Here is a 23,643-nt window from a genome sequence, read left to right on the forward strand (position 1 = left end):
TCCCGCAGCCCATTAACGAAGAACTACGGTGAAGGTTCGCGCGGCGCGGCGCCTAGTGCGGCAAGACCAGGGTGTGGCTGACGCCCGGCCCGTCCCCGCGGGTCAGGACGCCGCCGGTCTGCCGCGCAAAGCCCTCGACCAGCTTGCGGCCGAGCCCGGTGGTCTTGAGATCGACATCTGGCGGCATCCCGACCCCGTCGTCGGCGACGACCAGTTCGCAACCCACCTCGATCTGCTTCAGCGACACCAGGATTCGGCCTCGGCGGCCGTCCGGAAAGGCGTACTTGGCCGCATTGGTGACCAGCTCGTTGACCACCAGCCCGACCGCCACCGCACGGTCGCGACTGACCGGGCAGGAGGTCAGCCAGCTGTCCAGCCGAACGTCGCCGCTCAGCAAAAGGCTGTCGGACAGGTTCCCGCACAGGTCGCCCAGATAGGCGCCCAGGTCGATGGCGTCGCCCGCCTCGTCGGGGGAGTAGAGATTGGCGTGGGCCTGGGCCATCGAGTGGACCCGCCGCAGCGCATCGGCCAGCGCCTGCTCGGTGTTCGCCGCGCCGGCCCGGCGCCGTTGCATGTCCAGCAGGCTCTCCACCATCTGGAAATTGTTCTTCACGCGGTGGTTCAGCTCCCGCAGCAGCAGGTCGCGCATTTCCAGCTTGGCGGCGCGCTCGGCGCCCGCCGCCCGATACGAGGTCCGAAACGCCTGGGCCACGGCCACCACCGTCAGGCCGCTGAGGGCGTTGAGCACCAGAGCCGCGCCTTCGCCGGCGCTCAAGGGCCCGAACCGCGCCGGGAACAGCACGATGTACCAGACCCCCAGCAGGATGATGGTCAGGGAGTAGACCCCCGCTCTCCAGCCAGCCAGCAGCGTCGCCAGCAGCACGAACGGATAGAGAAAGATGTAGGGGGGTGGAGCCGGGATCAGCAGATCGACGATCACCCGCAATAGGCCGGCGAGCGCCGCGCATGCGCTGGCGCACACCCACTCCGTCACCCAAGCGGGCACGTCTGGCGCGAGCCGTTCGCGCAGATTGAGGTCACCCAGCCCTAACATTGCGTACACAACGTCTTTCCGCGGCGCTGTGGTCAAGGCTCGAATCGCCTTATGCGCGAATTTTTCCCCAAAACACCCAGGGTGGGAAGTGCCTGGTCCGCATACGCCATGGCGCGAACCTATGGCCGGGCGCATAGTCGCCGCGTGCTCGCTCCGTTCCCCTTTCTCGACGCCGTAACCGAGCGCGACCGCCGCTGGCCGCGGGTGGCGGCGATGGCCGCCGCCACACCCGCCGCGGTGATGCTGCTGTCGCTGCTGTTCGCCATCGTGCTCGGGATCCTGACCGGCGGGGCGATGTTCGAGGACACCGGCGGCCCGCGTCTGTTGCGCTCGGCCATCTATGTGCTGCAGCTGGGGATCGGGCTCGGGGTCATGGGGCTCGCGGTCATTCTGGCCGCCCGCTATGTCTTCGGCCGGCCGATCACCACCTGGATGACCGCGGCGCCGCATTTCCGCTGGAGGCTGTTGCTCGGCGGCGCGGCCCTCACGGTGATCGGCGTCGGCGTGCTGATGTTGGTCGACGGCCTGCTACGGCCCGGCGACTTCCAGCTGCCGCTCTTCGACCCGAACTCCAGCCTGGCGCTGAAGGGGTTCTATGCCGTCGCCGTCGTCGCTGGCCTGTTCGTCGCCGCCACCGCCGAGGAGGTCGTGTTCCGAGGCTATCTGTTGCAGCAGACGGCCGCGTTCACCCGAAACGTCTGGGTCCTGATCGCCGTCAACGCCGTCGCTTTCGCCCTGGCGCACCTGGAATTCGACCCCGGCGCCCTGGCCGCTCGGGCCCTGGCCGGCGCCGCCTTCGCCTGGGCGGCCCTGCGGCTCGGCGGGCTGGAGTTCGCCGTCGGCGCGCACGTGGCGACCAACCTGATGATCGCCTTTTTCCAGGCGCCGCTGCTGCCCGACGATCCCGAGGTCACCGGCGGCCTGGACGAGACCATGATCGAGGTGGCGCTCGCCCTCTACATGGTCGTGGTCGTCGAGCTGGTCCGCCGCTCGCCGTGGCTCATGGCGCCCCTGGCCTCGCGGACGCCTACTTCTTCTCAAGCATGAGCTGGCCTTCCTTCTTCAGGCGGCCCTTCACCTTGTCGGCGATCATCGCGAAGAACGGCGGCAGGTCGACCTCCATGCGCACGGCGTCCTCGGCCACGTCCAGCCGCCCGGCCACCGCCTGGCCGACCACCTTGGCGGAGAAGGACAGGCGGTCCCCCTCCCAGGCGCGGCTCAGCTTCACGCCCTCGCCGAACTGATGGATCATCTTGCCGACCCCGTCCTCTATGCGTTGGCGGGCCTCGGCCTTGCCGAGTTCGTGGGGGATGGTGACGACGACGGGCTTGGCCATATGCAGGTCCTCCAGCCCTATTAACGGCCCTGCGGCTCAAGCGCTCCCGGCCGCTGCGCCGGCGCCGGTTCGAGGCGGTCCGCGCTGGCCGCCACGACCAAGGCGCCGATCAGCAGGACCAGCATCGCCGCGGCGCCCAGGGCCGTCGCCAGCTCGCCGCGCTCACGCATCGCGCAGCTCCAGGAACCGGCGCAGGGCAGGGCGCTCGTTCTCCGCCGCCCAGAACCCGCAATAGGACAGCCAACTGGCGTCGCTCTCCAGCGGCCGGGCGCACACCCCGGGATAGAAGGCGCCCATGGCTGAGCCGCCGGCCAGGGTCACGCCGAACCCCAGCGAGACCAGGTCCAGCAGGTTGTCGCGTTGCACGGCGTAATGGAGGAAGTTCGGCGGGCCGCCCAGGGCCTGAATGATCGCCTGCTGCAGCGCCCGGTCGCCCGAGCCGTTCCCGGCCATGAGCAGGTGGGTTTCCCGCAGCTGGCTGGGCTGGACCGCATTCTCCGCCGCCAGCGGATGGCCCTCGGCCATGAACACCATCAGCGGCTCCGACCACAGCGGCGCCGAGCGCCAGCCCCGCGCGCCGGCGCCGTGCAGCGCCACCGCCAGATCGACGCCGCGACCGCCGACCCGCTCGGCCAGGCCCTGGTCGTCAAGGTCCTCGACGATGAGGTCGATCTCCGGCGCCAGCGTGCGGAACTTGCCGATCTGCCGTCGCAAGGGACCCCAGTTCAGAGAGCAGCCGACGCCCAGGGTCAGACGCTCGCGCCGCGCCGGTCGCGCGACCGGCGTCGCGTGCAGCCCGCGATAGGAAAGTTCCATGGCTCAGGCCGCCTCCTGGAGCTGGCAGGATGTGCGGCGCGCCACCAGCACGTCCCGGTGCGCGCCGGGCAGGCGGCGGACCAGGTCGAAACCGTGGGCGTGGAAAATGCGGGCGGCCGCGCCGCCGCCGACGCTCGGGCGGGTCTGGACGATGACCACGCCGCCGGGCCGCACATGCGGGCCGTTGTCGAGCAGGGCGGTCAGCCAGTCGCCGCTGGCGGTGTGGGCGGCGAGCAGGGCGTCGGCCGCGTCGGCGGGCGCGCGCTGGCCCGCCTGCAGGCAGCCGACGTCTTCATAGCCGCGGCGGCACAGCCAGAGCAGGGCTGGCAGCGCGCCCGGTCCGGTCACCCGGATGGCGCTGCCGGCGCCAAGGCCGGCTTCGGTGAGCAGTTGGGAAAGGCCGATGGTCGGCCGTGGGAACGCCTGGGACATGGTCGCCTCGTTGACGCATCGGCCGGCGTGAAGCCGGCCTTGCGTGCAATCTGGCGCAGGATCCCGTCAGGGTTCGATGTGGAAGATGGCGCGCCGCATAAGCGCGCCATCAAGACCGGCCTCAGGCGTCCTGGATCGCCGACAGCTTCCAGCCCTCGTTCGGATGACGCACGAAGGTCCAGAGTTCGGTGGTCTCGGTCGGGCGATCGGCGTCGCCCTCGACCACTGCGCCGGTCTGGCGGTCGACCATCACGTCGATGCTCGTATAGCGCAGCGCCGCGGTGGCGTAGTCCACCGGACCCTCACGCCAGGCCTCGGCGACGTCGCCCTCCAGCATCTTCACGTCACGCACCTCGTTGCGGCGGCCGGCGGTGGCGTTCTGGCCCAGTTCCTCGGCCAGGTAGCCCATGATCTCAGGCGTGGTGCGCTCGCGGATCGCGGCGTAGTCCTCGCGGCCGAAGGCTTCCTGGATCTCGCGCAGCAGCTGCTCGAAGGTCTCGCGGTCGGTGTTGGTGACCGTGAAGTCCTGGCCAAGGTCGGCCGGCGCATAATTCTGCGGCGCGGCCGGCTGGGCCGGCTGCTGGACGTCGAACGGCGAGCGGAACGCGGCGTTGTTGTTGGTCGGCTGGGCGTGCGCCGCGGCCGGCTTGCGGCGCGAGGCGAAGAAACGGAAGGCCAGCATCGCCACCAGGGCGATCGCCGCGATCTGCAGCAGGCCGCCCAGCATCCCGGCCATGCCGGCGCCGAAGCCATGACCCAGCAGCAGGCCGATCACGCCGCCCAGCATCAGGCCGCGCACCAGCGGGTTGCCGAGCAGGCCCGGCTTGGGCGCGTTCATCGGATTGGCCGCGTTCGGACGGGCCGGCGCCGTGGTCTGGGCGCCCGGCTGGCGCTCGGTCATCGAGCGCTGAACCGGCGCGGCCTGGGTCGGCGCGGTCTGGGTGGGAGGCGGCGCCTGATGGGTGCGGGCCCCACGGCTGCCGAAGCTGCCTCCGCGGCGGGCGTCCGCCTCGGAGGCGAGCGAGAGTCCCATCGCCAGCGACAGGCCCGTGACGGCGAAAATCTTCGGAAGTCGGGAAGTCAAAGCAGCGTTTCCTTTTATGTGTCCGGCCGTATGTCGTGCGCCGCACCGCTGATTTCCAGGGGTCGCCGGCGTCTCATACGCAGTTGTGACCGCTAGGCCCTCGGCTTGCGCTTCAACGCGACGTAGAGCGCGCCCTCGCCGCCGTGCCGCTGGTGCGCCTCGGATATGCCGGCCACCACCCCGCGCAGCGCCATGCCGCCCAGCCATTCGGGCGCCCGGCGCCGCAGCACGCCGTCGCCCAGCGTGCCCTTGCCGGTGATCACCAACACCGCGCGGTAGCCCTCGTCCCAGGCGCGCAGCACAAAATTCTCCAGCGCCGCCTTGGCGCGCTGCTGGTCCATGCCGTGCAGGTCGATCCGCGCGCCGATCGGGTCGCGCTCCTTGGCGATGCGGTGCTTGCGCCGCGGCTCGATGCCCTCCGGCTCGCCGCGCTGGGGCACGCGCAGGGCCGGCCGCAGCTCCGACAGCGGCAGGCGCGCGGCCGGATCGGTCACTCGGCCCTTGCCCTTCGGCGCCGGGATCGCCGGTTCGGCCGGCGGCGGCGCCTGCGTCGCGGGGCGGCCGGCGTGCGGGTGGACGGTGGCGGCCACCATCGCCCAGAGCTTCTGCTCCTCAGGGCGGATGGGGCGTTTCATCGATATGGGCCGACCTTCGGGACCAGCCGGTGCATGCGCAGGGTGTGGCGGACGCGGCCCGCCTCGGCCCCGGCCCGGTCGCCCAGGCCAAGATAGAGGTCGGCGCGCACCGGCCCCTTGATCGCCCCGCCGGTGTCCAGCGCCATCACCATGCGGCGATAGGCGGGGAACGCTCCCGACAGGGTCGGCGCGACGCCTTCGATAAAGAACAGGTCGCCCAGCGAATTGCGGCTGCTGTCGATGGCGATCGCGCGGCCCGGGGGCAGCGGGATGCCCGCCGCGCCGACCGGCTGGCGCCCGTCGTCCGGGGCCAGGGTGAAGAACACATAGCGCGGGTTCAGGCGCATGACCTCGTCGGCCCGCGGTCCGCGGTTGTCGGCCAGCCAGCTTCGGATCGCCTCGCCGGAGGTGTTGTTGGCCGCCAGCAGGCCGCGGTCGCGCATTGGATTGGCGATGCCCATGAACGGCTTGCCGTTGGTGGCGGCGAACACCGCCTTGGCCCGGCGTCCGTCGGCGAAGGTCAGCACCCCCGAGCCCTGGATCTGCAGGAAAAACAGGTCCTCGGGCCGCATCCAGGCCAGGGCGGGACCGGAGGAGGCCTTCTCGATGTCGGCGCGGTCGGGATAGGGGCTGAGCTGCCCGCCCGCGCCGCGCTTCTGCGCCTCGTTGCCGGCGACGCCCTTGCCGACCAGATCGGCGGGCTTGGGCCGCACCGGGGCGGAGAACTCGACGCTCTGGCGATCACGCGCCTCATACTCCGGCGAGAAATAGGCGGTGAGGATTCCATCGCCCTCCAGGAGCTCGGGCCGGAAGTTGTCCTCGAGGAACGCCCGCGCGCGGCCGGCGTCCAGCGGGCCGATGGCCCGGGCGCGGCGGCAGACCTCGCCCAGCGCCGGGTCGCGCGCCACCCCGCAGGTGGTGCGGAACGCCTCGTAGCCGGCGCCGTGGTCGTCCTGCGCCCAGCCGGGCACGTCGGCGAAGCTCTCCGGCCGCGCGGGCGCCGGCGGCGGTTGGGCTGGCTGGCTCGGCGTCGGGCGCGGCGGCTGCGGGCGAGGCCCGGGCGGCGCCGGCTTGGGCGTGGCGCAGGCCGCGACCAGCAGCGTCAGGAGCAGGGCCGGAACAAGGCGGCTCGGAAATCGGATGGTCAAGGCAGCCCCCAATCGCAGCGCAGTCGTCGAAGTGGCGGCGCGCGCCACGAGCGGACTCCGAAAAAACGTCCGGCGCACCGGTGTGCGCCAACGTCCCTTCATAGTCCTGCGTTGAGGGCGGGAAAACGGCGTAAGGGTTAACAAACCCTTGCCGCCGTTCAGCTTTCGCCGCGCTTAAGCTTCGGCGGCGGCGACGTTGACCAGCAGCCAGTTGGGGTCGCGGCTCTTCAGGCTGCGCTCGAACGTCCACAGTTCGGCGGTGCGCTTGTCGTCCACCGCTTCGCCTTCCGGACCCTTGGTGCGGCTGCGGAACTCGGCCAGGAAGCGGACCGTGATGCTCGCCACGTCGCCGTGCAGGTCGGCGCGCTCCAGGTCGGCGCGCGGCGGGTGCAGGAACTCCACCGCCTCGGTGCGGCCCTGGGCCTCGCGCTCGTCGATCACCGCCTCGAAGCTGGACAGCACATTGGGGGCCAGCAGGTTGCTCAGCGTGCCGCGATCGCCGGCCGCGAACGCCCGCACGACCATCTCGTAGGCGCCCTTGGAGCCGCCGAGAAACCGCGAGAGGTCGAAGGAGGGGTCGCGATGCTTGATCGCCGGCAGGCCCGTCAGGTCCACCCCGTCGTCGACCGCATCCAGCGCCGGCGCCTGGCGCGCGTTCGCCGCGACGGCGTCCGCGGCGGCCGCGTCCTCAGGCTGACGGCCGACGCGGCGGCCCAGCACCGCATAGAGCTGGTACAGCACGACACCGGCCAGACCGGCGAATATGATCAGTTCGAGGACTTGCAATTATCTGGGCTCACGAGGCGTTCGGAAAACTCAATATAGGACAGCGTAACGCCCACGTCAGGGGCGACGTTGCCATGGATTGGGGCGCATGATAGCAGCCCAGCCGACAACAGGGCGTGAATGTACGCCACCAACCGGATTTTCCCGACTATGACCGATACCGACGCCGCCGGCCCCGAGACCAACGGTGCGGGCGCCCCCGAGCCCGGCATCCGCATCCTCGCCCAGTTCATCCGCGACCTCTCGTTCGAGAACCCGCGCGCGCCGGAGACCCTCCGCGCTCAAAACGCCGTGCAGCCGCAGATCGAAATGGGCGTCGAAATGAACGCCCGCGGTCGTGAGGACGGTCTGTTCGAGGTCGACCTGAAGCTCTCGGCCCGCGCCGAGCGCGACGACGGCCCGGTGTTCCACGTCGAGCTGCTCTATGGCGGCGTGTTCCAGATCTCGGGCGTCAGCCAGGAAGAGCTCGAGCCGGTGCTGCTGGTCGAGTGCCCGCGCTTCATGTTCCCGTTCGCCCGCCAAATCATCGCCGCGGTGACCTCGGACGGCGGTTTCCCGCCCTTCATGCTCGACCCGATCGACTTCGCCGGCGTCTACGCCGCGCGCAAGGCCCAGGCCCTGGGCGGCGAGACGGTCGGCAACGCCTGACGCCTCTCCCCTCCGGGAGACGAGACGGAGGGGGCCAGCAGGCCCCCTCGCTCAGCCGTTCGGCTGCCAGCTCCCCCTGCCGGGGGAGCCGCTAGCGCCCCCGGCGCTTGCCCCACCCCAACATCGCCAGCGTCGCCAGGGCCATCACCGTGGCATAGACGACCAGCGGCCAGGCCGTGCGCCCGTCCAGCCACACCACCGCCAGCGTGCCGACGGCGCCGACGATCAGGCTTTCGACGCAGAAGTAGAGCGCCACAGCCGTCCCGGCCGTACTTCCGAACGCCGCCAGGGCGCCGTTGGCGCTCACCGAGACGCTGAGCACGATGCCCACGGCCATCACCCACATCGGCGCCACGAAGCTCCAGAACGACGGCTCGCCCCAGAGCTGACCCGTCGCCAGCAACGCCGCGCCGCACAGCAAGGCCGCCATCCCGCGCGCCAGGCATCCGGCCACGCCCCAGCGACCCACGAACCACTTGGCGAACCGCGAGGTGACGATCATCACGACGGCCGCCGTGGCGAAGGCCAGGCTGAAGCCAAGTTGCGAGAACCCCGCCTGGCCGATCAGCACTCGAGGCGCCGTGGAGAAGAATACGAAGAAGGCCCCCATCGCGGCGCTGAAGCCGAGCGTGTAGGTCCAGAACGCGTAGCTGCTCAGGATCCGCCGCAGCGGCGCGGCCGGCGCGGGCGTCCCGCTCGGTCTGGTCTCGCTCCAGCCGCGCCAGGCGTTGACCAGGGCCGCGGCCATCAGCAGCGCCAAGCCGCCGAAGATCGCCCGCCAGCCCAGGCCCTGGGCGATCAAAGCTCCGGCCACCGGACCGAGCGCCGGCACGAACGACAGGATCGAGCCCAGCAGGCCATAGATCACAGCGCCTTCCGGTCGCTCGGCATAGACGTCGCGCACGGTGGCGAAGGTCGCGACCATGGCGGCGGAGGCTCCGGCCGCCTGCAGAATGCGCAGCGCGACAAACGCGGGACCCGTGTCGGTCATGGCCAGGGCGAGCGAGGCCGCCGCAAACAGCAGGCCGCCGCCCAGCAGCACCGGTCGGCGACCGACGCGGTCCGATAGCGGGCCGAACACGATTTGTCCCAGCCCGAGAACCGCCATGTAGAGGCTGAGGGTCAGTTGAACGACGGCCGGCGTCGTGCCCAGCCGTTCGGGCATTTCAGGAACGACGGGCAGGTAGATGTCCATGGCCAGCGAGGCGAGGACGTCGAAAGGGGCCAGCAGCAGCAGGGCCGCAGGCAGGGAAGCGTTCCAGGCTTTGGAACCAGGCATGACTTTGCATCCACTCAAATCGGGAGATTTGGCGGCGATCAGCCTGGCGTCAGGGCTTGGCTATGGATCGCCGCAACAACGGTCGGGGTGTTGTTGCGGCCTACCTGCTTGCGGACTCGGTCATGGGTCCTGTCCCGGTTCGAGGTGCCCGCCATAGCTAGGCGGCGGCGCGCCGTTCGGCAAGCCAAGGCTAGGGTTTCCCCGAATGTTCAAGCCCCAGGCTTCTGCGCATTCATCATCGCCAGTGGATCGAGGTCGCAGCGCGGAGCGCGGGATGAGCACGCAACACTCCCTGGACACGGTGCAGAACTGGTTGGCCTCGATCCCGTGGGGCGAGTTCGGCCTGCGGATCGTGGCGGCCATCGCCATCGTCGCCGCCGCCTATCTGGTCGTGCGTCTGATGCGCCACGTACTCGACCGCCTCCGGTCGCGGGCCAAGGCTGGCGCGCCGCTCATCTACATCTTCGAGCAGGTCGCTGGTTACGCCCTCCTGGTGGTGGGTCTGCTCGCCGGCCTCGCCACATTGGGCCTGAACCTCAGCTCCTTCGCCGTCTTCGCCGGCGCGACCGGGGTCGGGGTCGGCCTTGGTCTCCAGAGCGTGGTCAAGGAGTTCGTCGCCGGCCTCGTGCTGATCTTCGATCCGTCCATGCAGGTCGGCGACTTCGTGGAACTGGAAAGCGGCCTGCGCGGCGAGATCGTCGAGATCGGCGCCCGGGCGTCACGTCTGCGCACCAACGACAACGTCTACGTCGTCATTCCCAACTCCAAGCTCATGCAGAGCGAGGTCGTGAACTGGACCTACAACGACGAGTCCCGGCGCATTCACGTGCCGTTCTCGGTCGCCGAGCAGGCCGACAAGGCGCAGGTCCGCGATGTTGTTTTGGCCGCCGCCCGCGCCTTGCCGTTCACTTCGCCCGACTTTGAGCATCGAAAGACCCAGGTCTGGCTCACCAGCTTCAGCGGCGACGGCCTCGATTTCGAGCTGATCGTCTGGCCAAGCCTGGAATCTTCCCGTCATCCGTCTTCGATGCACGCCGCCTACACCTGGGCGATCCACGAAGCGCTGCTCGCCGCGGGGATCGACAACGCCTCGCCGCAACTGGATCTGCGGCTGCGCAGCTTCTTCGGCCGCGACGGCGACCAGGCGCTGCACGCCCTCAAGCTCGACGCCACGCCGCTGCCGCGCGATCAGCGGCTCGACCGCGCGCCGAATGATGCGGCCGTCGCCGTCTTCGACGATGCCGCCCGCGACAGCCGGGCTCGCGCCGCCGAGCCTAGAAAGCGCGAGAAGCAGGACTGAGCCTCAGGACGGCCGCTGGGCCAGGAACGTCCCATAGACCCCATCCTGAACGTGCTCGACGATCCGGAACCCGCAGTCGGTCAGCATCCGCTCGATCGCCCAGGCGAAGGTCGAGTACTCTTCGCGTATGTGCGCCGCGCCCTCCGCCCGCGAATAGCCGGTGTTCTGCGTCAGCCAGATGATCCAATCCTCGGCCGTCTGCGCCAGCGCCTGAGGCGCAACATCGAACATCACGTCGCGGACATAGAGCCGGCCGCCGGGCTTCAGCGCGGCGTACATCCGCGCGAAGGCCATCGCCTTCCAGAAGTCGGGCAGATGGTGCAGGGCGTTCTTCGCGGTGATCAGGTCGAGGCTTTGCTCATCCGCCTCGAACGACAGGAAGCCGGCGCGCTGGAAGCTCAGGTTTCCCAGGCCGCCAGCCCGTTCCTTCGCCGCCGCCAACATGGCCGCCGAGACATCGATCCCCACAACCGCCCGGCACATCGCCGCCGCCTCGCGGACCAGAATTCCAGTGCCGCAACCGATATCGGCCATGGTCATGTCCGGCTTCAGGCCCAAATGGCCCAGCAGCTGCCGGTCCCGTTCGGCCGAGCCACCCTGCCGCGCGTCATAGGTCGCGACCTGCGTCTCGTCCTCGAAATCGAGGCCGACTTGCCGGCCGTCGTCATACCACCAGTCGTATGTTTGCATTTCAATTCTCCATCAATATCAAGCGGATGGAGAGCGCGCCGATCCATCCGCAGAGTGCGGGAATCGGACGGCGCGAATGGCTAGGGCCGAGCGCGGGTCCACATCCCCAGATCGGGGACGCGTACGGTCAGAATGCTGCGCGGTTCGGCGGCCATGGCGTCAAGCTATGGTGTAACGACGGTCTTCGACAACCCTGGAGTGGGCTGACGCGCTTCAGAGCCCGAACTTGCCCCAGAGCTCTTCGTTCTTGACGACCTCGCGCACGAACTTGGCGTGCTGCTCACGCTCGGCGTCGGTCGAGCGGAAGGGCAGGGGGCGGGGACGCGCGCCATAGACCGTCGCCCTGGCGACCGCGACGGCGTGGGCGGCCATTTCGCGGGTGGTGAGTTCCAGGGTCAGCGCGCGGCCGCCCTTGAGTTCCAGATAGACCGAAGCCAGCAGCCGGGCGTCGATGAGCGCCCCGTGCTTGTCGCGTTCGGAGAGCGAGATCTTGAAACGCTTGCAGAGCGCGTCGAGCGAGTTGTGCATCCCCGGGAAGCGCTTGCGCGCCAGGGCCAGGGTGTCGATCCACTGCGCTTCGGGCAGCGGAGCCAGGCCCAGCCCCTCCAGTTCGTAGTTCACGAACGACCGGTCGAAGGTGGCGTTGTGGGCGATGATCGGGGCGTCGCCGACGAAATCCAGAAAGTCCTGATGGATTTCCTTGTCGCGAAACTTCGGCTTGCCGCGCAGGAACGCGGCCGACAGCCCGTGCACCTTCTCGGCCTCCGGCGGCATGTCGCGCTCGGGGTCGATATAGACGTGGAAGCTGCGCCCGGTGGGCAGGTAGTCCTCGATCTCCAGGCAGGCCAGCTCGACCAGCTTGTGGCCAAGGTGCGGCTCGAAGCCTGTGGTTTCGGTATCGAGAACGATCTCACGCGCCATGAGACCTACTTCGTCTGGTTCGAGCTTCGCTTCAACCCGGCGCCTTGTCGCGAGCTGGCCTGAGTTGTGGATCGCGCATGACGGCGATGATCTCGGCGACCTGTTCGCGCGCCGGCTCTAGGCCGCGGCCGGTATCGACCACGAAGTGCGCGCGGGCCCGCTTTTCGGCGTCGTGCATCTGGCGCGACAGGATCGCGTCCAGGCGTTCGGCGGTCATGCCCGGCCGGGCCAGGACGCGCTCGCGCTGTTGGGATTCCGGGGCCGAGACCACCACCACCGCGTCCATGTTGGCGTGGCCGCCAGTCTCGTAGAGCAGCGGGATATCCAGCACGACCATGTCGGCCTTGGCGTCTTCGGCCGCCTTGAAGAAATGCACCCGGTCGGCGCCGACCAGCGGATGGACGATGGCGTTGAGCTTGGCCATCGCCTCGTCGTTCCCCAGCACCCGTTGGCGCAGGGCCTCCCGGTCGACCGCGCCGTCCTTCGTCACGCCTGGGAATGCGGCTTCCAGCGGCGCCACCGCCGCGCCGCCGGTTTCATAGAGATCGGCCACGGCCGCGTCCGCGTCATAGACCGGAATTCCCGCCTCGCGGAACATCTTGGCGGTCGTGGACTTGCCCATGCCGATGGAGCCGGTCAGGCCGATGATGAGCATGCTTTAGAGCCCCAACGCTTTGATCGCCAACCTGCGCACGTCCACCTCGCGGGGCGGCGGCTGGCCGAAGAAATACTCGAAACTGGGGACCGCCTGACCGATCAGCATGGCCAGGCCGTCCACCGTCCGCCGTCCGATCGTCTCTGCACTCGACAGGAACGGCGTCTTCAGCGGCTTGTAGACCATGTCCATGATCACCGCGCTGGCGGGCGTCGCCTCCAGCGGGACATCCAGCGCCGCTGACCCCGACAGTCCAGCCGAGGTGGCGTTGACCACGGCGATGGCGCCATCGAACGCCGCCGCCGCCTCACTCAGCGGCAGCGCCTTGGCGCCCAGCGGCTCAGCGATCTCCTGGGCCTTGAGCAGCGTGCGGTTGACGATGCGAACCTCGGGACAACCGGCTTCGACGAAGGCCGCCGCCGCGCCGCGCGCCGCGCCGCCCGCGCCCAGAATCGCCACCGGCCCGGCCTTGGGGTCGAAGCCCGGCGCCTGTTCGGCGAAAGCGACCAGCATACCCAGGCCGTCGGTGTTGTCGGCAAAGATCGTGCCGTCTTCCCGGAAGACCAGGACATTGGCGGCTTCCGCCGACTTCGCGCGGAAACTGGCCTCGTCGGCCAGGGCCAGCGCCTCGCCCTTGAACGGCAAGGTCACGTTGAGGCCCGCGACGGTCCCGCCGCGCAACGATTGCGCGAACGCTGTGAACCGCCCCGGCTGCGTGGAGAACGGCACATAAACGCCATCGATCCCCGCCGCCGCCAGCCAGGCGTTGTGCAGGATCGGGCTCATCGAATGGGCGATCGGCCGCCCGACCACGCCGGCGACCCGTGTCGCCCCGGAAATACTCATGCCGTCAGCACGCCATGCCGCCGGAAGAGGTCCAGCAGGCCCATCAGCGGCAGGCCGAGGATCGTGAAATAGTCACCCTCGATCTTCGAGAACAGTTGCGCGCCGGGGCCTTCCAGCCGGTAGCAGCCGACCGAGCCCAGCATTTCCGCGCCCTCGGCCTCTAGGTACTCAGCCAGGAAGGCGTCGGAGAAATCGCGCATGGTCAGGGTCGCCGAAACGATCTCGCGCCAGATCGGCGCCCCGTCCTTGGCCACCACCACCGCCGAGTGCAGCTTGTGCGGCTTGCCGCGCATGGTCTTCAGTCGCTCTGCCGCCGCTTCCAGCGTCTCGGCCTTGTCGTAGAGCTTGCCCTCGAACTCCAGCGTCTGGTCCGAGCCGATCACGAAGCCAGGCCTTCCAGCGGAGATCTTCACCGCCTTGATCTCGGCCAGGGCGTCGGCGACGTCTCGGGGGCTCGCGCCCTGCGCCAGCATCGAGGTCTTGACCGCGTCCTCGTCGACGCCGGCCACGGCCACCTCGAACGGCACGCCCGCGCCGGTCAGCACCGCACGCCGCGCGGCGCTCTTCGAGGCCAGGATGATCAGTTCGCTCATCCGCCCAGCACCTCGACCTGACCGTGGCCGCCATGCAGCAGGTTCAGCACCGCCGCGGCCGTCTCCTCGACGCTGCGGCGGGTGACGTCGATCACCGGCCAGCCCTGGCGTTCATAGAGCCGGCGCGCCTTCACCGTCTCCTCGCGCACCGCCTCGATGTCGATGTAGCTGCTCTCGCGGTCTTCCTTGAGGCTCAGCAGCCGGTTGCGGCGGATCTGGATCAGCCGGTCGGGCGAGATGGTCAGCCCCACCACGAGGGTATTCTTCAGGTCGAACAGCTTTTCGGGCGGCGGCCGGGTCGGCACCAGCGGCACATTCGCCGCCCGCACCCCGCGGTGGGCCAGATAGATGCAGGTCGGGGTCTTGGAGGTCCGCGAGACGCCGACCAGCACCACGTCGGCCTGCTCCAGATCCTGGCCGCCCTGGCCGTCGTCATGGCCGATCGCGTAGTTCAAGGCGTCCATGCGGTTGAAATAGTCGTTGTCCAGCGCGTGCTGCACGCCCACCCGCCGGCTGATCGAGGCGCCCAGATAGCGCTGCAGCGACGAGACCAGCGGGTCGAGCGCGGCGATGCACGGCATGTCCAGCCGCCGCACGCCTTCTTCCAGCGCGGTGCGCAGCTGGTCGTCGACGATCGTGTGGATCACCACGCCGGGCGCCTCCTCGATGTCGGTCAGCGCCCGCTCGAGCTGCCGGGGCGAGCGCACCAGCGCATAGATGTGCTCGATCGGCAGCACGTTCTCGAACCGCGCGCACACCGCCCGCGCCATCGCGTTCAGCGTCTCGCCGGTCGAGTCCGACACCAGGTGGACGTGGAAGTAGGTCGCAAAGCGCGGTGGCGTGGTCATGAAGCCCTTGTCGGCTCGTAAAGTGGAATCTGCAGCGTACGGATCGGAAAGCTGGGGACGAAAGAGTCGAAACCTTCTTAACGAAGCAGGACCGTTTTGGGGAATAGCGCAGGCGCCGCCGGGGCGGTTGTGCACGGACGGGATAAAGCCCCGCTTTTGCGCCGGTCCCGTCCACGGGTCCGTTGGTTAAAAAAGTATGAACAGCCCCGCTTCCAGGGCGCCCTTTGATGACTCCCGTTCGCTATCGTTAACTCCCTGTTAACCTACTAACGAAAGGTAAATCCTAACGGGGGTTTAACTGTTTTCCCCATGACTCACAGGTATGGCTTAACCATGTTGGGGAACCCGCCGCCGCCTTGTTGAAAAGGGGTTCGCGCGGTATGGCCGGCGCAAGTTGTCCCCACTTCTCCAAGGGCCAACCTCTAACTCAACTTCCTATTTCAAAATCTTAGATAAGAAGAAGAAGGGCAGGCGGGCTTGAGCCTTGCGTCCGAAGTCGATTTAACGAGCCGCATGTCGGAAGGTTCAAAACCGCGCCTCTTGAGGGCGCTCGCGGGCGAAACCCTTGATCGGCCGCCGGTCTGGTTCATGCGCCAGGCGGGGCGATCGCTGCCGGAGTACCGCGAGCTTCGCGCCCGCGCCGGCGACTTCATCGCATTTTGCCACAATCCGGAGATGGCCGCCGAGGCGACGCTCCAGCCCATGCGCCGCTTCCCGCTGGATGCGGCCATCGTGTTCGCCGATATCCTGTTGATCCCGCGCGCCCTGGGCCAGGACGTCTGGTTCGAGGCGGGCGAGGGGCCGCGGCTCGGCGAACTGCCGCCGATCGAGGCGCTGGCCGACCAGATCGAAGCCTCTACCGGCCGACTGTCGGAAATCGGCGAGACGCTGCAACGCGTCCGCGCTGAGCTCGAGCCGGAACGCGCCCTGATCGGGTTCGCCGGCGCGCCCTGGACCGTCGCCACGTACATGATTGAGGGCCGCGGCTCGCAGCGCGAGGCCGCCCGCGCCTACGCCTACCAGAACCCCGAGAAGCTGGACGCCCTGCTGGACGTGCTCGTCGAGTCGACCGCCCGCTATCTGGTCATGCAGGCCAGGTCCGGCGCCCAGGTGCTGAAGCTGTTCGAGAGCTGGGCGGAAAGCCTGTCCGAGGACATGTTCGAGCGCATCGTCATTCGCCCGCACACGGCGATCATCGAAAAGGTCCGCGCCGCCGGCGTCGATGTCCCGTTCATCGGCTTCCCGCGCGGCGCCGGCGCCCAGGTGGTCAACTACGCCGCCAAGGTCCCGGTCCAGGCCGTCGCCCTCGACACCCAGGCCACCGCCGCCCTCGGCCGCCAGATCCAGTCCGGGGGCAAGACCATCCAGGGCGCGCTCGATAATCTGCTGCTGCGCGCCGGCGGCCCGGCCCTGGACGCCCGGGTCGACGCGCTGATCGAGCAGTGGAACGGGGGGCCCTACATCTTCAATCTCGGCCACGGGGTGATGCCCGACACGCCGATCGAGCACATCGAACGGACGATCCGCAGGGTGACCGGGAAGTGACCAAGCTGGCCATCGTCCTCTTCAACCTCGGAGGACCTGACGGGCCTGACGCGGTGAAGCCGTTCCTGCAGAACCTCTTCAGCGATCCGGCGATCATCGGGCTGCCGGCGATCTTCCGCCTGCCGCTGGCCAGGTTCATCGCCGCGGGCCGCGAGGAGACCGCCAAGGCCAATTACGCGATCATGGGCGGCGGTTCGCCGCTGCTGCCGGAGACCAGGCGCCAGGCCGACGCCCTTCAGGCGGCCCTGACCGCGGCGCGGCCGGACCTCCAGACCCGCGTGTTCATCTCGATGCGCTACTGGAAGCCGTTCGCCGACCAGACCGCGCGGGAAGTCGCCGATTTCGCCCCGGACGACCTCGTGCTGCTGCCGCTCTACCCGCAGTTCTCGACCACCACGACAGGCTCCTCGCTGAAGGATTGGACCCGGGCCTATCGCGGTCCTGGCGCCAGCCATGCGGTCTGCTGCTATCCGACCGCCCAGGGGCTGGTGGAGGCGCACGCCCGCGCCATCAGCCAAACCTGGCTGAAGGCCGGCCGGCCCGACAATGTGCGGCTGCTGTTCTCGGCCCACGGCCTGCCGGAAAAGATCATCAAGGCCGGCGACCCCTATCAGGCCCAGATCGAGGCCACCGCCCAGGCCGTCGCCGCCCTGCTGCCCGAGTTGCCGGACTGGAGCGTCTGCTACCAGAGCCGCGTCGGTCGCCTGAAATGGATCGGCCCCTCGACAGACGATGCGATCCGCCAGGCCGCCGCGGACGGCAAGGGCGTGCTGGTCACCCCGATCGCCTTCGTCTCCGAACATGTCGAGACGCTGGTCGAGCTCGATCACGAGTACGCCGAGCTCGCCGCGTCGCTGGGCTGCGCGCCCTATCTGCGCGCGCCGACCCCGACGGTGGACGGCGCATTGATCGATGCCTTGGCCGCCGCCGCTCTGGAGGCGCTAGATCGCGGGGCGCCGCCCGCGCCGTTCGGCGCCTGGCGCTGTCCGGCCGCGCATGGCAAATGCGCCTGCAAACAGGGCTAGGGGGAGCCTTCGATGAACCATTTCGACCTGCTGCGCGGCCTGCACATCATCGCGGTGATCGCCTGGATGTCTGGGATGATGTACCTGCCGCGGCTCTACGCCTACCACACCGAGACGGCCCCTCCCGGGAGCGAGTTCGACAAGAACTTCCTGGTCTGGGAGCGTAAGCTCCTGAAGATCATCATCAATCCGTCGATGATCATCGTCTGGATCCTCGGCGTCGGCCTGATCCTCTATCACGTCTACGCGGTGGGCGAGGGCTGGTCGTTCCTGCTGCAGCCCTGGATGATCGTGAAGCTGGCGGCGGTGATCTTCATCTCCGGCTGGCACGGTTTCCTGGCCGGCTCGTACAAGAAGTTCCTGGCCGGCCAGCGCCCGAAGTCCGCGAAGTTCTGGCGCGCCACCAACGAGCTTCCGTTCCTGGCCGCGGTGGTCGCCGTCCTGGCCGTCACCCTTCAATTCGGTCAGCGCTGATCCTATCTGACCACCAGATGTCATCCCGGACTTGCGTCGCCAACCGGGATGACACCTTGAAGCAGCGGGTCCTCTGATCCCAGGCCACGCTTGACCCGCCGCCGCGCATGTGGTTCCGCTGACCCCACGTGGAGTCGCGCCGCGAAGCCACGCCCCGCCTTTTCCCGTGCGCCGCGCGCTGAACATCAGCAGCTGCGGCCCGGTCCTTGAAAAATTCATCGGCGCGCACCCCGCGCCATTGTCGATTCCCTCGACGCCCGAAGTCCGTTCGGGCCGCGACCAGAGTATTATGATGAGCGAAGACACCCCCGCCCCGACCGAGGAAACCCCGGTCGACACCACCACCCCCGAAACCCCGGTTGTCGAAGAAGCGCAGGTTGAGGCCAGCGCCGAGACCGAGGAAGACGACGACGAGCCCTCGGAGGTCGCCGCTGCGATCGCGGCCATGGGCCTCACCCGCATGTCGCTCCAGGAGCTGAAGGACAAGTCGCCCGCCGACCTGCTCTCCTTCGCCGAGACGCTGGAGATCGAGAACGCCAACTCCATGCGCAAGCAGGACATGATGTTCGCGATCCTCAAGGCCCTGGCCGAGGAAGGCGTGCAGATCTCCGGCTCGGGCACGCTCGAGGTGATGCAGGACGGCTTCGGCTACCTGCGCAGCCCGGAAGCCAACTACCTGTCCGGTCCGGACGACATCTATGTCAGCCCCTCGCAGATCCGGAAGTTCGGCCTGCGCACCGGCGACACCGTCGACGGCGCCATCCGCGCCCCGCGCGAAGGCGAGCGTTATTTCGCCCTGGTCAGCGTCGAGCAGATCAACTTCGAGAACCCCGAGAACGTCCGCCACAAGGTCCTGTTCGACAACCTGACCCCGCTCTATCCCGATGAGCGGCTGAACATGGAAATTCAGGACCCGACCCTGAAGGACCGCACCGGCCGGGTCATCGACATCGTCGCTCCGCTCGGCAAGGGCCAGCGCTGCCTGATCACCGCCCCGCCGCGGGTCGGCAAGACGGTGATGCTGCAGAACATCGCCAAGTCGATCGAGACCAACCACCCCGAGTGCTACCTGATCGTCCTGCTGATCGACGAGCGCCCGGAAGAAGTGACCGACATGCGCCGCACGGTCCGCGGTGAAGTCGTGTCCTCGACCTTCGACGAACCGGCCACCCGCCACGTGCAGGTCGCCGAAATGGTCATCGAGAAGGCCAAGCGCCTGGTCGAGCACAAGCGCGACGTGGTCATCCTGCTGGACTCGGTCACCCGTCTGGGCCGCGCCTACAACACCGTCGTGCCGTCGTCCGGCAAGGTGCTGACCGGCGGTGTCGACGCCAACGCCCTGCAGCGTCCCAAGCGCTTCTTCGGCGCCGCCCGGAATATCGAGGAAGGCGGCTCGCTGACCATCATCGCCACCGCCCTGATCGACACCGGCAGCCGGATGGACGAGGTCATCTTCGAAGAGTTCAAGGGCACCGGTAACTCGGAAATCATTCTGGACCGCAAGGTCGCCGACAAGCGGATCTACCCCGCCGTCGACGTCATCAAGTCGGGCACCCGGAAGGAGGACCTCATCACGCCGAAGGAACACCTGCAGAAGTCGTTCATCCTGCGCCGCATCATCACCCCGATGGGCGCCCAGGACGCGATCGAGTTCCTGCTCGACAAGCTGCGCCAATCCAAGAACAACGACGACTTCTTCCAGTCGATGAACACCTAAGGTCCTCAAGCCTTAGCCGACACGAAAAAGGGGCTCGCGGCGACGCGGGCCCCTTTGTTTTGGCTAAAGTGCTGATTCCAAACGTGTTTCACGTGGAACAGGCCCGGCGGAGACCCTAGGCCTGTTCCTCTCCCCGTTTGAGGGGAGAGGGTAGGGTGAGGGGTAAGCGGCGCGCAGCGCCGCATTGCTGTGTCAGCAGACCCCCTCACCCCAGCCCTCTCCCCCTGAGGGGGCGAGGGAGCATTTCGAGCCTGGACTTTGCATCGATCCACCTCCCCCAGCGGGGGGCTCGTCTCGACTCTATGGGATCAACAAGCTCGCCCCGACGGTCTCGCGGCCCTCCAGCGCCTCGTGCGCCCGCTGGGCCTCTTCCAGTTTGAACGTCTGGCCGATGTCGATCTTCACCGCGCCCGAGGCGATCACCTCGAACAGCGCCCCGGCGCTCTCGTCCAGCTCGGCCGTGGTGACCAGGTAGTCGCCCATGGTCGGCCGGGTGAAGAACAGCGAGCCGGACTGCTGCAGCCGGGCAGGGGCGAACGGCGGAACCGGGCCGGACGCATTGCCGAAGCTGACGAAAAGACCGCGTCGCGCCAGGCTCTTGAGCGTGCCTTCGAAGGTCGCCGCCCCGACCGAGTCGTAGGCCACCGGCACGCCGACGCCGCCGGTGATCTCGCGCACCCGCGCGGCGACGTCTTCGTCGCGATAGAGGATGACATGGTCGGCGCCCAGCGCCGTCGCCCGCGCCGCCTTCTCCGCCGACCCAGCCGTGGCGATCACGGTTGCGCCGATGTGCTTGGCCCATTGCACCAGGATCGAGCCGACGCCACCGGCGGCGGCATGGACGAGGATCGTCTCGCCGGCCTTCACGCGATAGCACCGGCGGATCAGGAACTCGGCGGTCATGCCCTTCAGCATGGCGGCCGCCCCGACCTGGGCGCTGACCCCGGCCGGCAGCCGCACCGCGCGGTCGGCAGCGACCGCATGATACTCGGCATAGGCTCCCAGCGGTCCGGAGGCGTAGGCGATCAGGTCGCCGACCTGGAAGCGCGTCACCCCGTCGCCGACCGCCTCGACCACGCCTGCCCCCTCCATGCCGACCCGCGAGGGCAGCTTGACGGGGTAGAGGCCCGAGCGGTGATAGGTGTCGATGAAGTTGATCCCGATCGCCTGCTGCTTGACCAGGACCTGGCCGGGACCGGCGGTCGGCGTAGGAACGTCCACGACGCCGAGGACCTCGGGTCCGCCCGTCGCTTCGAACTGGATGGCTTTCATTGCGCCGGTCCTTCAGGCCAGGTGTTGAGTGAAGAAGGCGAGGGTGCGCCCGCCCGCCAGCTTGGCGTCGGCGGCGTCGTAATGCTCGCCGCCCTGACGGGCGAAGGCGTGGTCGCGGCCGGGATAGGTGTGGATCTCGACCTGCGGGTGGTTCTTCAGCTGCGCCAGGATCAGCGCCTGGGCTTCCTTAGGCACGAACTGGTCTTCCTCGGCGATGTGCATCAGCAGCGGGTGCGCCTGCTTCTCGCTCTCGACCAGGTGCTTCTCGATGCCGACGCCGTAATACGCGACCGAGGCGTCCGCGTCGGTACGGGCCGCCGTCAGATAGGCGAGCAGTCCGCCCAGGCAGAAGCCGACCGCGCCGACCTTGCCATTGACCTCGGGCAGGCCGCGAAAATGGTCGATGGTCGCGGCGATGTCCTTCACGCCGGCCTCCACGTCGAAGGCGTTGTACAGCTCAAAGGCCTTCTTCCATTCGGCTTCCGACTGGTCGGTGATGTCGACGCCCGGCTCGATCCGCCAGAACAGGTCCGGACACACCGCCAGGAAACCGGCCGCGGCCAGTTCGTCGCAGACGCTGCGCATGACCGCGTTCACGCCGAAAATCTCCTGGATGACCACAATGGCCGGAGCCTTCGGGTTGCTGGGTCGCGCCACATAGGCGGCGAACTGGCCGTCTTCGGTCTTGATGGTGGTGGTCTCACCCATCGGTAACTCCCGTCTGAAATGCTGATGGCCCGGCTGCGGCTACAAGCGCGGCAGCCGAAAGTGGATAACGGTTTCGGCGGCCGACGCGCGCTCACTTTTACGAGTAGCCCCTCTCGAGCTCTCGCTCGATAGAGGTGGCGCGGAGGTCGGGACTGCGCTCATAACAATGTGGTCAAGCATCACGTCGGCTGTAGGGTTATCCGGATGAAGATGACGATTGAAATCGACTGCTCCCCGCAGGAGGCTCGCGCCTTCCTCGGCCTGCCGGACGTAACCAGTCTCAACGACAAGCTCGTCGAAGAGATGCAAAAGCGCATGACCTCCAACATGGCCATGCTCTCGCCGGACGAGCTGATCAAGAACTGGACAGCTTTCGGGGTGGGGGCTCAAGAGCAGTTCCGCAACCTGATGAACGCCGCCGTCGATGTCGGCATGGGCGCCAACCGCTCCAAATGACCGACACCATCTTCGCGCCCGCCACCGCCGCCGGGCGATCGGCGGTCGCGGTCGTACGCCTGTCCGGCCCGCAGACGGGCAGGGCGCTGACGGCTCTGGCCGGGAAGCTGCCCAAGCCGCGCGAGGCGGCGCTGCGGATCCTGAAAGACGCCGAAGGGCGCGCCATCGACCAGGCGCTGGTGCTGTGGTTCGAGGGGCCTTCCAGCTACACGGGCGAGGACGCCGCCGAGTTTCACGTGCACGGCGGCCCCGCCGTGGTCGCCGGGCTGCTGGAGGCAATCGCCGCGCAGGGTCTGCGTCTGGCCGAGCCGGGTGAGTTCACGCGCCGCGCGTTCGAGAACGGCAAGCTGGACCTGGCGCAGGCCGAAGGCGTCGCCGACCTCATCGAGGCCGAGACCGAGGCGCAGCGCCGCCAGGCGCTGGACCAGCTGGGCGGGGCGCTCGGCCAGGCCCAGACCCGTTGGCGCGACGGGTTGATCGAGGCGCTCGCCATGTTCGAGGCCGCGGTCGATTTCGCCGACGAGGAGATCCCGGCCGACGTCGCCGCCCGCGCCCGGCCGGTGCTGCAAGCGCTGATCGCTGAGCTGGAGCTGGCCGTCGCCGACGTGAAGCGCGGCGAGCGGGTCCGCGAGGGCTTCCGCATCGCTCTGATCGGCGCGCCCAACGCCGGCAAGAGCACGATCCTGAACGCCCTGGCGCGGCGCGAGGCGGCCATCGTCACCGCGACGCCCGGCACGACCCGCGATGTCATCGAGGTCCCGATGCGCCTGGCCGGATACAAGGCGTTGCTCGCCGACACAGCCGGCCTGCGTGACACCCACGACGAGATCGAGGCTGAGGGCGTGCGCCGGGCGCGGGCCTGGGCCGGGGAGGCGGACCTGCGCATCTGGGTGGTCGACGGCGCCAGCGACGCGGCCGCCACCTCGGCCGACCTGCATCCGCACGACCTTTGCGTAATCAACAAGGCCGACCTCGGCCAGGGGGCGGAGACTGGCCACGCCCTGGTTGAAGCCCGGGCGCTGAATGTTGAGGTTCTTAGGCTGAGCGCCTGGAAACCTGACGATATTTCCGCGCTGGAGAAGGCGCTGGAGCGCCGGATCGTCGAGGCCCTGGCCGGCGCCGAGCTGCCGACCGCCACCCGCCTGCGCCACCGTGAGCTGCTGTCCGAGGCGCTGGAACGGCTGAACCGGGCCTTGCTTCTGGAAGACGATTTGGAGCTGGCGGCCGAGGATGTGCGCCTGGCGGGCCGCGCCCTGGACCGGATCACGGGCCGCATCGATCCCGAGGACGTGCTCGACCGCGTGTTCTCCAGCTTCTGCATTGGGAAGTAGGGCCGATGTTTCACGTGAAACGCCACGGGCATACCCGTGTTTCA

General features: G+C 68.6%; 27 protein-coding genes. 9 read left to right on the forward strand and 18 right to left on the reverse strand.

Annotation, left to right across the window (positions count from 1 at the left end; all coding sequences use genetic code 11):
- Positions 1 to 52: 52 nt before the first annotated feature.
- Positions 53 to 1,054 (reverse strand): sensor histidine kinase, encoded by a 1,002-nt coding sequence (locus ASC79_RS21275; RefSeq protein ID WP_162244260.1) that lies wholly within the window; start codon positions 1,052 to 1,054, stop codon positions 53 to 55.
- A 144-nt stretch (positions 1,055 to 1,198) separates the two neighbouring features.
- Here ASC79_RS21275 and ASC79_RS07210 point away from each other — a divergent pair, with 144 nt between their 5' ends.
- Positions 1,199 to 2,101 (forward strand): CPBP family intramembrane glutamic endopeptidase, encoded by a 903-nt coding sequence (locus ASC79_RS07210; protein ID WP_056024100.1) that lies wholly within the window; start codon positions 1,199 to 1,201, stop codon positions 2,099 to 2,101.
- Here ASC79_RS07210 and ASC79_RS07215 read toward each other — a convergent pair.
- The 8 genes from ASC79_RS07215 to timA form a co-directional block, all read right to left on the reverse strand.
- A complete protein-coding gene (locus ASC79_RS07215) occupies positions 2,082 to 2,390 on the reverse strand; it encodes a polyhydroxyalkanoic acid system family protein (RefSeq protein ID WP_056024097.1) in 309 nt (102 codons plus the stop codon). The two genes, ASC79_RS07210 and ASC79_RS07215, sit on opposite strands and share 20 nt — an antisense overlap.
- 20 nt (positions 2,391 to 2,410) lie before the next feature.
- The gene (locus ASC79_RS21015; RefSeq protein WP_156378442.1) at positions 2,411 to 2,560 is read right to left on the reverse strand and encodes a hypothetical protein; all 150 of its coding nucleotides are present in this window, start codon (positions 2,558 to 2,560) and stop codon (positions 2,411 to 2,413) included.
- Positions 2,553 to 3,206 carry a LysR family substrate-binding domain-containing protein gene (locus ASC79_RS07220; RefSeq protein WP_056024094.1) on the reverse strand — a complete coding sequence of 218 codons (654 nt, stop codon included), beginning with the start codon at positions 3,204 to 3,206 and terminating at the stop codon, positions 2,553 to 2,555. Before ASC79_RS07220 ends, ASC79_RS21015 begins: the two co-directional genes overlap by 8 nt.
- Positions 3,207 to 3,209: 3 nt before the next feature.
- On the reverse strand, positions 3,210 to 3,638 hold the full coding sequence (locus ASC79_RS07225) for a hypothetical protein (RefSeq protein WP_056024091.1): 429 nt from the start codon (positions 3,636 to 3,638) through the stop codon (positions 3,210 to 3,212).
- A gap of 121 nt (positions 3,639 to 3,759) precedes the next feature.
- Entirely contained in the window at positions 3,760 to 4,722 is a 963-nt protein-coding gene (locus tag ASC79_RS07230; RefSeq protein WP_200937088.1) for a TIM44-like domain-containing protein, read from the reverse strand.
- A 92-nt stretch (positions 4,723 to 4,814) separates the two neighbouring features.
- Positions 4,815 to 5,357 carry a Smr/MutS family protein gene (locus tag ASC79_RS07235; RefSeq protein WP_156378441.1) on the reverse strand — a complete coding sequence of 181 codons (543 nt, stop codon included), beginning with the start codon at positions 5,355 to 5,357 and terminating at the stop codon, positions 4,815 to 4,817.
- A complete protein-coding gene (locus ASC79_RS07240; RefSeq protein ID WP_235528793.1) occupies positions 5,354 to 6,505 on the reverse strand; it encodes an MltA domain-containing protein in 1,152 nt (383 codons plus the stop codon). The genes ASC79_RS07235 and ASC79_RS07240 overlap by 4 nt, the downstream gene beginning before the upstream one ends.
- 174 nt (positions 6,506 to 6,679) lie before the next feature.
- Positions 6,680 to 7,291, reverse strand: a complete 612-nt coding sequence (gene timA / locus ASC79_RS07245) for a TIM44-related membrane protein TimA (RefSeq protein WP_056024086.1) — start codon at positions 7,289 to 7,291, stop codon at positions 6,680 to 6,682.
- Positions 7,292 to 7,441: 150 nt separating this feature from the next.
- On the opposite strand from timA, the gene secB reads away from it, so the two are divergent.
- On the forward strand, positions 7,442 to 7,939 hold the full coding sequence (secB, locus tag ASC79_RS07250) for a protein-export chaperone SecB (protein ID WP_056025091.1): 498 nt from the start codon (positions 7,442 to 7,444) through the stop codon (positions 7,937 to 7,939).
- A 91-nt stretch (positions 7,940 to 8,030) separates the two neighbouring features.
- Here secB and cml read toward each other — a convergent pair whose 3' ends face one another.
- Complete coding sequence (gene cml / locus ASC79_RS07255; RefSeq protein WP_056024083.1) at positions 8,031 to 9,218, reverse strand: CmlA/FloR family chloramphenicol efflux MFS transporter; 1,188 nt, start codon at positions 9,216 to 9,218, stop codon at positions 8,031 to 8,033.
- 274 nt (positions 9,219 to 9,492) lie between these two features.
- On the opposite strand from cml, the gene ASC79_RS07260 reads away from it, so the two are divergent.
- Positions 9,493 to 10,518: a mechanosensitive ion channel family protein gene (locus tag ASC79_RS07260; protein WP_056024079.1), complete on the forward strand. Its 1,026-nt coding sequence runs from the start codon at positions 9,493 to 9,495 to the stop codon at positions 10,516 to 10,518.
- Positions 10,519 to 10,521: 3 nt separating this feature from the next.
- Here ASC79_RS07260 and ASC79_RS07265 read toward each other — a convergent pair whose 3' ends face one another.
- The 6 genes from ASC79_RS07265 to ASC79_RS07290 all read right to left on the reverse strand — a co-directional run bounded on the left by ASC79_RS07265 (position 10,522) and on the right by ASC79_RS07290 (position 15,071).
- A complete protein-coding gene (locus tag ASC79_RS07265) occupies positions 10,522 to 11,208 on the reverse strand; it encodes a class I SAM-dependent methyltransferase (protein ID WP_056024076.1) in 687 nt (228 codons plus the stop codon).
- A 213-nt stretch (positions 11,209 to 11,421) separates the two neighbouring features.
- Positions 11,422 to 12,129: a DNA polymerase III subunit epsilon gene (gene dnaQ / locus ASC79_RS07270; protein WP_056024073.1), complete on the reverse strand. Its 708-nt coding sequence runs from the start codon at positions 12,127 to 12,129 to the stop codon at positions 11,422 to 11,424.
- Between the two features lie 31 nt (positions 12,130 to 12,160).
- Entirely contained in the window at positions 12,161 to 12,784 is a 624-nt protein-coding gene (coaE, locus tag ASC79_RS07275; protein WP_056024069.1) for a dephospho-CoA kinase, read from the reverse strand.
- A gap of 3 nt (positions 12,785 to 12,787) precedes the next feature.
- Entirely contained in the window at positions 12,788 to 13,630 is an 843-nt protein-coding gene (gene aroE, locus ASC79_RS07280; protein WP_056024066.1) for a shikimate dehydrogenase, read from the reverse strand.
- Positions 13,627 to 14,223: a nucleoside triphosphate pyrophosphatase gene (locus ASC79_RS07285; RefSeq protein ID WP_056024063.1), complete on the reverse strand. Its 597-nt coding sequence runs from the start codon at positions 14,221 to 14,223 to the stop codon at positions 13,627 to 13,629. Before ASC79_RS07285 ends, aroE begins: the two co-directional genes overlap by 4 nt.
- Positions 14,220 to 15,071 (reverse strand): pyruvate, water dikinase regulatory protein, encoded by an 852-nt coding sequence (locus ASC79_RS07290; RefSeq protein ID WP_056024060.1) that lies wholly within the window; start codon positions 15,069 to 15,071, stop codon positions 14,220 to 14,222. The genes ASC79_RS07285 and ASC79_RS07290 overlap by 4 nt, the downstream gene beginning before the upstream one ends.
- A 513-nt stretch (positions 15,072 to 15,584) precedes the next feature.
- On the opposite strand from ASC79_RS07290, the gene hemE reads away from it, so the two are divergent.
- The 4 genes from hemE to rho all read left to right on the forward strand — a co-directional run bounded on the left by hemE (position 15,585) and on the right by rho (position 19,832).
- Complete coding sequence (gene hemE, locus ASC79_RS07295; RefSeq protein ID WP_056024058.1) at positions 15,585 to 16,616, forward strand: uroporphyrinogen decarboxylase; 1,032 nt, start codon at positions 15,585 to 15,587, stop codon at positions 16,614 to 16,616.
- Entirely contained in the window at positions 16,613 to 17,641 is a 1,029-nt protein-coding gene (gene hemH / locus ASC79_RS07300) for a ferrochelatase (RefSeq protein ID WP_056024055.1), read from the forward strand. Before hemE ends, hemH begins: the two co-directional genes overlap by 4 nt.
- 12 nt (positions 17,642 to 17,653) lie before the next feature.
- A complete protein-coding gene (locus ASC79_RS07305; RefSeq protein ID WP_056024053.1) occupies positions 17,654 to 18,115 on the forward strand; it encodes a CopD family protein in 462 nt (153 codons plus the stop codon).
- 292 nt (positions 18,116 to 18,407) lie between these two features.
- Positions 18,408 to 19,832 carry a transcription termination factor Rho gene (rho, locus tag ASC79_RS07310; RefSeq protein ID WP_056025088.1) on the forward strand — a complete coding sequence of 475 codons (1,425 nt, stop codon included), beginning with the start codon at positions 18,408 to 18,410 and terminating at the stop codon, positions 19,830 to 19,832.
- Positions 19,833 to 20,132: 300 nt separating this feature from the next.
- On the opposite strand, the gene ASC79_RS07315 is transcribed toward rho, so the two are convergent.
- Positions 20,133 to 21,104: a quinone oxidoreductase gene (locus tag ASC79_RS07315; protein ID WP_056024050.1), complete on the reverse strand. Its 972-nt coding sequence runs from the start codon at positions 21,102 to 21,104 to the stop codon at positions 20,133 to 20,135.
- Positions 21,105 to 21,116: 12 nt separating this feature from the next.
- Positions 21,117 to 21,812 (reverse strand): dienelactone hydrolase family protein, encoded by a 696-nt coding sequence (locus tag ASC79_RS07320; RefSeq protein ID WP_056024047.1) that lies wholly within the window; start codon positions 21,810 to 21,812, stop codon positions 21,117 to 21,119.
- Between the two features lie 204 nt (positions 21,813 to 22,016).
- Here ASC79_RS07320 and ASC79_RS07325 point away from each other — a divergent pair, with 204 nt between their 5' ends.
- Positions 22,017 to 22,268 carry a DUF6489 family protein gene (locus ASC79_RS07325; RefSeq protein ID WP_056024044.1) on the forward strand — a complete coding sequence of 84 codons (252 nt, stop codon included), beginning with the start codon at positions 22,017 to 22,019 and terminating at the stop codon, positions 22,266 to 22,268.
- On the forward strand, positions 22,265 to 23,599 hold the full coding sequence (gene mnmE / locus ASC79_RS07330) for a tRNA uridine-5-carboxymethylaminomethyl(34) synthesis GTPase MnmE (RefSeq protein WP_056024041.1): 1,335 nt from the start codon (positions 22,265 to 22,267) through the stop codon (positions 23,597 to 23,599). Before ASC79_RS07325 ends, mnmE begins: the two co-directional genes overlap by 4 nt.
- Positions 23,600 to 23,643: the final 44 nt, after the last annotated feature.

The sequence above is a fragment of the Phenylobacterium sp. Root1290 genome, assembly GCF_001425305.1.
Classification (GTDB): domain Bacteria; phylum Pseudomonadota; class Alphaproteobacteria; order Caulobacterales; family Caulobacteraceae; genus Phenylobacterium.

Excerpts from the sequence above, each read along its gene's own strand:
- ASC79_RS07260 (WP_056024079.1), top strand. The coding sequence starts at position 9,493 with ATGAGCACGCAACACTCCCTGGACACGGTGCAGAACTGGTTGGCCTCG.
- ASC79_RS07315 (WP_056024050.1), bottom strand. The coding sequence starts at position 21,104 with ATGAAAGCCATCCAGTTCGAAGCGACGGGCGGACCCGAGGTCCTCGGC.
- cml (WP_056024083.1), bottom strand. The coding sequence starts at position 9,218 with ATGCCTGGTTCCAAAGCCTGGAACGCTTCCCTGCCTGCGGCCCTGCTG.
- ASC79_RS21015 (WP_156378442.1), bottom strand. The coding sequence starts at position 2,560 with ATGCGTGAGCGCGGCGAGCTGGCGACGGCCCTGGGCGCCGCGGCGATG.
- ASC79_RS07265 (WP_056024076.1), bottom strand. The coding sequence starts at position 11,208 with ATGCAAACATACGACTGGTGGTATGACGACGGCCGGCAAGTCGGCCTC.
- hemE (WP_056024058.1), top strand. The coding sequence starts at position 15,585 with ATGTCGGAAGGTTCAAAACCGCGCCTCTTGAGGGCGCTCGCGGGCGAA.
- ASC79_RS07320 (WP_056024047.1), bottom strand. The coding sequence starts at position 21,812 with ATGGGTGAGACCACCACCATCAAGACCGAAGACGGCCAGTTCGCCGCC.
- ASC79_RS21275 (WP_162244260.1), bottom strand. The coding sequence starts at position 1,054 with ATGTTAGGGCTGGGTGACCTCAATCTGCGCGAACGGCTCGCGCCAGAC.
- mnmE (WP_056024041.1), top strand. The coding sequence starts at position 22,265 with ATGACCGACACCATCTTCGCGCCCGCCACCGCCGCCGGGCGATCGGCG.
- coaE (WP_056024069.1), bottom strand. The coding sequence starts at position 12,784 with ATGCTCATCATCGGCCTGACCGGCTCCATCGGCATGGGCAAGTCCACG.
- ASC79_RS07215 (WP_056024097.1), bottom strand. The coding sequence starts at position 2,390 with ATGGCCAAGCCCGTCGTCGTCACCATCCCCCACGAACTCGGCAAGGCC.
- ASC79_RS07225 (WP_056024091.1), bottom strand. The coding sequence starts at position 3,638 with ATGTCCCAGGCGTTCCCACGGCCGACCATCGGCCTTTCCCAACTGCTC.
- secB (WP_056025091.1), top strand. The coding sequence starts at position 7,442 with ATGACCGATACCGACGCCGCCGGCCCCGAGACCAACGGTGCGGGCGCC.
- rho (WP_056025088.1), top strand. The coding sequence starts at position 18,408 with ATGAGCGAAGACACCCCCGCCCCGACCGAGGAAACCCCGGTCGACACC.
- ASC79_RS07325 (WP_056024044.1), top strand. The coding sequence starts at position 22,017 with ATGAAGATGACGATTGAAATCGACTGCTCCCCGCAGGAGGCTCGCGCC.
- dnaQ (WP_056024073.1), bottom strand. The coding sequence starts at position 12,129 with ATGGCGCGTGAGATCGTTCTCGATACCGAAACCACAGGCTTCGAGCCG.
- ASC79_RS07305 (WP_056024053.1), top strand. The coding sequence starts at position 17,654 with ATGAACCATTTCGACCTGCTGCGCGGCCTGCACATCATCGCGGTGATC.
- ASC79_RS07235 (WP_156378441.1), bottom strand. The coding sequence starts at position 5,357 with ATGAAACGCCCCATCCGCCCTGAGGAGCAGAAGCTCTGGGCGATGGTG.
- ASC79_RS07285 (WP_056024063.1), bottom strand. The coding sequence starts at position 14,223 with ATGAGCGAACTGATCATCCTGGCCTCGAAGAGCGCCGCGCGGCGTGCG.
- ASC79_RS07220 (WP_056024094.1), bottom strand. The coding sequence starts at position 3,206 with ATGGAACTTTCCTATCGCGGGCTGCACGCGACGCCGGTCGCGCGACCG.
- aroE (WP_056024066.1), bottom strand. The coding sequence starts at position 13,630 with ATGAGTATTTCCGGGGCGACACGGGTCGCCGGCGTGGTCGGGCGGCCG.
- ASC79_RS07290 (WP_056024060.1), bottom strand. The coding sequence starts at position 15,071 with ATGACCACGCCACCGCGCTTTGCGACCTACTTCCACGTCCACCTGGTG.